The sequence below is a fragment of the Thermoflexus sp. genome (genome assembly GCF_042408365.1).
Taxonomy (GTDB): domain Bacteria; phylum Chloroflexota; class Anaerolineae; order Thermoflexales; family Thermoflexaceae; genus Thermoflexus.
Window position 1 is genome coordinate 1 of sequence record NZ_JBHOQJ010000273.1, and the last position, 6156, is coordinate 6156.

The 6156-nt window shown below is 62.5% G+C and carries 5 protein-coding genes; 1 reads left to right on the top strand and 4 read right to left on the bottom strand.

The window, feature by feature from the left end:
- Positions 1 to 328: 328 nt before the first annotated feature.
- From ACFMO5_RS12380 to ACFMO5_RS12395, 4 genes are all read right to left on the bottom strand, one after another.
- Entirely contained in the window at positions 329 to 1525 is a 1197-nt protein-coding gene (locus ACFMO5_RS12380; protein WP_376793064.1) for a saccharopine dehydrogenase NADP-binding domain-containing protein, read from the bottom strand.
- A 236-nt stretch (positions 1526 to 1761) separates the two neighbouring features.
- The gene (locus tag ACFMO5_RS12385) at positions 1762 to 2922 is read right to left on the bottom strand and encodes an aminotransferase class I/II-fold pyridoxal phosphate-dependent enzyme (protein ID WP_376793065.1); all 1161 of its coding nucleotides are present in this window, start codon (positions 2920 to 2922) and stop codon (positions 1762 to 1764) included.
- A 165-nt stretch (positions 2923 to 3087) separates the two neighbouring features.
- On the bottom strand, positions 3088 to 3750 hold the full coding sequence (locus ACFMO5_RS12390) for an NUDIX hydrolase (protein ID WP_376793066.1): 663 nt from the start codon (positions 3748 to 3750) through the stop codon (positions 3088 to 3090).
- Positions 3751 to 3763: 13 nt separating this feature from the next.
- Positions 3764 to 4423: a phosphoribosyltransferase gene (locus ACFMO5_RS12395; RefSeq protein ID WP_376793067.1), complete on the bottom strand. Its 660-nt coding sequence runs from the start codon at positions 4421 to 4423 to the stop codon at positions 3764 to 3766.
- A gap of 619 nt (positions 4424 to 5042) precedes the next feature.
- Here ACFMO5_RS12395 and ACFMO5_RS12400 point away from each other — a divergent pair.
- Positions 5043 to 5951, top strand: a complete 909-nt coding sequence (locus ACFMO5_RS12400) for a phosphate/phosphite/phosphonate ABC transporter substrate-binding protein (RefSeq protein WP_376793068.1) — start codon at positions 5043 to 5045, stop codon at positions 5949 to 5951.
- Positions 5952 to 6156 lie beyond the last annotated feature (205 nt).

Genomic DNA, 6156 nt, shown 5'->3' on the forward strand with positions numbered 1-6156 from the left:
AGCGGGATACGTGCACTCCGGGAGCAGGATGATCTCCGGACGATAGCGGCCCGCCTCCTCCACCCGGTCCAGCGCCCGCTCCAAGGCCTCCTCCGCGCGCCCCAAACCCAGCGCCTCCAGCTGCACACAGGCCACCCCAATCAGCGTCATGCCGTGGTTCCTCTTGAGAATCTAGCGCATACCGCTGTAGGAGCATCCAAAGGGGTGCCCCTACACAGGCGCCCCCATCACACAGCGATGCCCCACTGAAATCCTCGGCGAAGGGATCATCCACACGGGTGGAGGGAACGACTACCCCCGCTGCTCTCACGGGATCGCCCCAAGTCTCTTACTCCACGAGCTCCATAATGGTGCGCTCCGTCCACGCGCCACGGACGGCAAGGGCCTGGAAGAGACGCCGAGGCTCTACGACTTGTTCGGGGGGAAGCACCCCTCGTTGAGCGATCTCGCCCCGGGCGACCCAGCGGGCAACCTCCGCGGCCGGAACGGCGACCAGCATGGTGCCCCCGCTTCCTCCGAAATGGGCCTGAGGGCCAGCCACCGTGTCCACACGCAATCGCACAGGCCTCCCGTCCCGCCAACCCCATGCTTCAGTGGCTACATCCTTGAATCCGGAGATGGAGCCTTCCGGGGCCAGCGGCCGGCGTCTCAGGAGCGCCACCAGTACATCCCGAGGGCGCACCCGAACCCCGGAGGATCCTTTCTCCGCATCGGGAACAACGATCGGCTCACGGTCCGCCAACCCCAAATCCACCAGGAACTTCAGACGACGAACGGATTCCTCCCCAAGGCCGAAGAAGGTGATCTTGAAGAAGCATTCCCGCAATCCCTTCTCCGCATATGTCAGGGGCAAGGTCGCCACCTCGGAATGCAGCGATAAATGGACCTTCTGCCACCCAATGGGCTCTCGAAAGAGATAGAACTCCTCTCCGGAAAGGGGCTCCTTCTCTACAAAGACCCCTTCTTCAAAGACCACAGGCCGCATGGCGATCTCGTCGAGGATGGTCCGGATCGAATAACCCCACGTGAGCTGCCCGGCCTCCGGCGGGGTGCTGCCGTTGTAAATCCGCAGGCGCTCGACTCGATCCAGCTGAGCAGCCAGATAGGCGGCCTGCACATTGGAGAGGCCTGGGCATGAACCGATCCCCAAGATCGCCAAGAGCCCGCGAGACCGGAAGTCCCCATCCAGGGCCAGCTGGCGGCGGGTCATATGGAAAAGCCCTCCCAGGTCCAGATACGGAACACCTGCCTCCAGGCAGGCTTGCATGGCCTGGAGATTGAAATCGTATTGGGCAGCGTTCACGCACACATCGGCCCCATGGAGGAGGCGCGCGGTTCGATCCACGTCGGTGAGATCGCAAAACGCTGCCCTGGCCCTCGTTCCAAGCCCCCGTGCGATCTCAGCCGCGGCTGCTTCATCCAGGTCCGCCACGATCACCTCTTCGGCCGGATCAGGCCCGGTGATCAAATCCCAAGCGATCGCCCGACCGATCTTCCCCGCTCCCCCCAGGATCACAGCGCGCATCTGCCTGCTCCTTATGGTTCTTTGTGGGGTGCGGGCCGCCTTCGACAGCCCGCACCCCACAAAGAAAAATTATCCCCTCCCCCTTCAGCAAGGCTACACAGGGAGGGGGGAAGAGAGGCGAGACCATTCCCCCCACCGCGTAGCCCCATCGAATTTTGGGCATTTGGATCTTGCTGCTACTGGAAGGGGCAACTACCCTAAGCGGAAGGATGCCCGCTCAAGGCTCAGAGGGCCCTTTATCCGTAGCGCTTCAGGAAGCGGGCCATCCGCTCCAGAGCTTCCTCAATCTTCTCGTAGGCCGTCGCATAGGAGCAGCGCACATGTCCGGCGCCCCCCAGGCCGAAGGCGCTGCCCGGCACCACGGCCACCTTCTCTTCCATCAGGAGCCGCTCGCTGAACTCCTCATCGCTCATGCCCGTGCGAGCGATGGAAGGGAAAGCATAGAAGGCGCCCTTCGGCTCAAAGCATGTAAGGCCCAGCTCATTGAGACCTTTCACAATCAGCCGCCGGCGCCGGTCATACTCCTGCCGCATCCGCTCGACATGTTCCTCACCGATGCGAAGGGCGGCCAGGGCGGCATATTGGGAGGGGGTGGGCGCGGACATGATCGTATACTGATGGATCTTGCGCATGGCGGCCAGGATCTCCTTGGGGGCCGCCGCATAGCCAATCCGCCACCCGGTCATCGCGTAATCCTTGGAGAAGCCACCCAGCAGGATGGTGCGCTCCCGCGCTCCAGGGAGCGAGGCGAAACATGTATGGGTTCCATCGTAAACCAGGCGATCGTAGATCTCGTCGGAGATCACCAGGAGGTCGTAGCGCTCCGCCAATGCGGCGATCGCCGCTAGCTTCTCGCGGGGCATCACGGCACCGGTGGGGTTGTTGGGATAACCGATGAGGATGGCCTTGGTGCGCGGAGTGATGCGAGCTTCGATATCGGCGGGATTGGCCTGGAAATCCTCCTCCGCTCGCGTGGCGAATGGGACCGGCACGCCCCCTGCCAGTGTAACCTCCGGCGCATAGGAGACAAAGCATGGCTGAGGGATGATCACCTCATCCCCTGGGTCCAGGATGGCGTTGACGGCGAGGTAGAGGGCTTCGGAGACCCCCACGGTGATCAGGAGCTCGGACTCCGGATCGTAAGAAACACCGTAGAGGCGATAAAGGTGCTCGGCGAGGGCCTCCCGCAGCTCAATCAAGCCGGAGTTGCTGGTGTAGTGAGTCTCTCCCCGCAACAACGATTCCACGCCGGCCCTGAGGATCGGCTCGGGGGTTACGAAATCGGGCTCGCCGATGCTCAGGCTGATGACGTCCTTCATTGTCGCCGCGATATCGAAGAAGCGGCGGATACCGGAGGGTGGAATGGAAGCCACACGCTGAGCGATAAAGTTGCGCATCTTCATCCTCTCCGAAGGGAGAATGATCCGGAAACCAGCCTGCTGCCCGGCGCTCTCATTATAACCTGGAGGGTTTCACCTCACGGGAAGCGGTAGGGCACCTCTTGTGGATGCCCCTACAAAAGGCCCGAACGCCAACCATAGGAACAGGCCTGGTGCTTGACCCTAAGGCTCCAGCGCCTCCCGCACCACCGCCCGGAACTCCGCGAGGATCATCGCGGTGGCCCCCCAGATCGCATGGTTCCCCAATCGGAACACCGGGATACGCCATCGCGCGCCGTAAAGCTCCCGCTCCTCTTCATCCTGATGCCTGGGATCCAAAAGCCAGGAGAGGGATGCCTCCAACACCTCCGCCACCTCGATCGGCGCAGGGCGAAACACCGGCCGTATGGGAAGATAGCCGACCACAGGATGTACCAGAAAGCCACTGGGGGGGATAAAGACCGGGGTCAGCAAACCCAGGATCTCCACCTGATCCCCTAGAGGCCCGAGCTCCTCCTCCGTCTCCCGCAGGGCCGCCTCCACCGGGGATTCCCCCGGTTCGCATGCCCCGCCGGGAAGTGAGATCTGGCCTTTATGGTGAACGACGTGAAGGGTTCGCAGCGTGAGGGGAAAGGCCAGATCCGGGCCGTTTGGATAGAGCAGGATCAGCACAGCCGCATCCCGACCCTGCACGAGCCCATCGTTCCCTTGCGCGAGCAGCGCCCGTCGGTAAGGGGGAGCCATCTCCCACTGCGCGGAGGGGCCGGGAAGCGGCCGGGCCAGCCGTTCCCGGAGCCGATGAATAATCTCTTCGTAGGAAAAAAGCACACGCTCTGTTGCAGACATCACCGATCATCACCTATGTTTTTCCCCAGGTAATCGCTTCCTCCAGAAGGGCCACCACTTGATCGTCTGAGACCTGCTCGAATTGTTCATAGAAAGCGCCGACGGCCCAGAACAGCGCCGGGGTGTAAAGCACAACCACCGCATCGGCCTCCGCTTCAATCCGCGGGAGCATCTCCGGCGGGGCCACCGGCGCGGCGACGATTAACCGATTGGCTCCCCGGTTCCGCAACGAACGCAGGCTGACCCGCATCGTCGCGCCCGTCGCGATTCCATCATCCACCACCACCACCGTCCGGCCTTCCACCGGGAGAGGCGGACGGGCGCCACGGAAGACCGCTGACCGCCGGCGTAATTCTTCCCGTTGGCGGCGGATCTCTTCCTCAATGTAAGCGGGGGGAACCTCCAGCTCGGCCACCGCGAGGGCATCGATCCAGAGGGTTCCATCCTCCGCTACAGCGCCGATCGCCAGCTCTGGGTTGCCTGGAGCGCCGAGCTTATGGGCCAGGACCACATCCAGGGGCGCTTGGAGGGCGCAGGCGACCTCATAGGCGACCACCACGCCTCCCCGGGGGATTCCCAGCACCACCACACGGCCTGCCTGAGCCTCCGGTTTCAGATCCCGCAGCGCCTCAGCCAGTCGCTGTCCGGCTTCCCTTCGATCTCGGAACCGCATTCGCGCCTCCTCCTTCCAGCATGCAGGACCTGACGGAGAGCCAAGGTCCAAGGCTTCCTAGGGGGGATTTTGAGGGCGGAGCGGGGCGCCCTTTGGCCCCCGGCTCCACCTCCAAAACCGTTTTCATCCCCCTCCCCACGTCCCAAGCGGATGGACCTTGGGGATCTTCGGAAACGGAGGCTAAAGCGCCCCGCTCCAAACGAGGGGCCCCTAACCCCTGAGGGTCTTCCCTTCCTCCCCATCGCCCGAAGAGCTGTGAATGCCTCTCCATCACCATCTTAACGCAGGTTGCTTTCGAAGGAGAGGGAACTTCAGATGGGCTGAGCCTCTTCAATGCTCAGCCGACCCCCAGCAGATCCTTGCTCCCCTCCGGGCAGTTTTTCCGCTGCTCCTCCCACCTCCCCCAACCCCACCCTCCCTCTTCTCCCCTGAAGCGGGGGATAATAGGGTCCATGCAGGCGGCCCTTGAAACCGCAATAGGCAGCTATAAGCTTTCTTTCGAATTTACCAAAGATATACTAAAATTATGCGTGCTTGACAGCACCGGGTGATCCCCCTAAGATGGGCCTGAGAACATACCGGAAAACGAAGGGTAAATCTCAAACCCGGGAGGTCTTCCATGAAGCGCCTTGGGCTCCTTACCGCGATCGGCACCTTGATCCTCGGCCTTGCGCTGAGCGCGTGTGCGCCCCAGAAGCCTCCGTTAGGGAGCGAGCAAAATCCTCTGGTGATGGTCTTCGTGCCCTCTGGAGAGTCCGAGGAGATCAAACGGGGTGGGGAGCAGCTCGCCCAGCTGCTGGGCCAGAAGTTGAACATGAAAGTCACTCTAAACCTGGCCAGCAGTTACGCCGCCGCGGTGGAGGCGATGGGGGCCGGCCAGGCCCAGATCGGCTGGCTGAACACCCTGAGCTATCTCCTCGCCCATGAGAAATACGGCGTGGAGGTGATCCTGGCCACCGTTCGCTTCAACCAGACGTACTACACCGGCCAGATCATCGTGCGCGCTGACTCCGGCATCAAGAGCATCGCGGATCTCAAGGGCAAGATCATGTGCTGGGTGGACCCGCTATCCACCTCCGGCTACCTGATGCCTCGCATCCTGATCAAGGCCAACGGGGTGGATCCGGACAAGGATTTCGCCAAGACGGTGAACGCGGGATCGCACCCGAACGTGGTGAAGGCGGTCTATAACGGGGACTGCGATGCGGGGGCGACCTATGTGGACGCCCGGGGCACCGTGGAGAAGGATCTTCCGGATGTGAAGGAGAAAGTGGTAGTGCTGGCGACCACAGCGAAGATCCCGAACGACAACGTCAGCGTGGTGAAGGATCTCCCTCAGGAGCTGAAGGGGAAGATCCGGCAGGCGTTGCTGGAGATCGCCCAATCGGAGGAGGGGCAGAAAGCCCTAAAGACGGTTTATCAGATCGAAGGGCTGCAGGCGGTGGATGACTCCTTCTACGATGAGTTCCGGGCCCAGCTGAGCGCCTCCGGGTATAAGCTGGAGGATCTGGTGAAGCCCGCGAAGTGAGCGATGCCATAGGGGGCGGCAAGGCCGCCCCCTATGTACGGGGAAGCGCAGCGCGGCTTCAGGGAGGGGAAGGAGGCTCTGCCCGCCTTGTGCTACGGCCCTCCAGCGCGTTATGCTCGCGATTTCCCCACGGGTTCTGCAACTGCTGGCGGTGCTTTATCCGCATTTTTATGGGGGTTTGAGGGCGAGCTGGGCGCCTTTGGCG

Coding starts and splice junctions, on each gene's coding strand:
- ACFMO5_RS12380 (WP_376793064.1), bottom strand. CDS start 1,525: ATGCGCGCTGTGATCCTGGGGGGAGCGGGGAAGATCGGTCGGGCGATC.
- ACFMO5_RS12400 (WP_376793068.1), top strand. CDS start 5,043: ATGAAGCGCCTTGGGCTCCTTACCGCGATCGGCACCTTGATCCTCGGC.
- ACFMO5_RS12395 (WP_376793067.1), bottom strand. CDS start 4,423: ATGCGGTTCCGAGATCGAAGGGAAGCCGGACAGCGACTGGCTGAGGCG.
- ACFMO5_RS12390 (WP_376793066.1), bottom strand. CDS start 3,750: ATGTCTGCAACAGAGCGTGTGCTTTTTTCCTACGAAGAGATTATTCAT.
- ACFMO5_RS12385 (WP_376793065.1), bottom strand. CDS start 2,922: ATGCGCAACTTTATCGCTCAGCGTGTGGCTTCCATTCCACCCTCCGGT.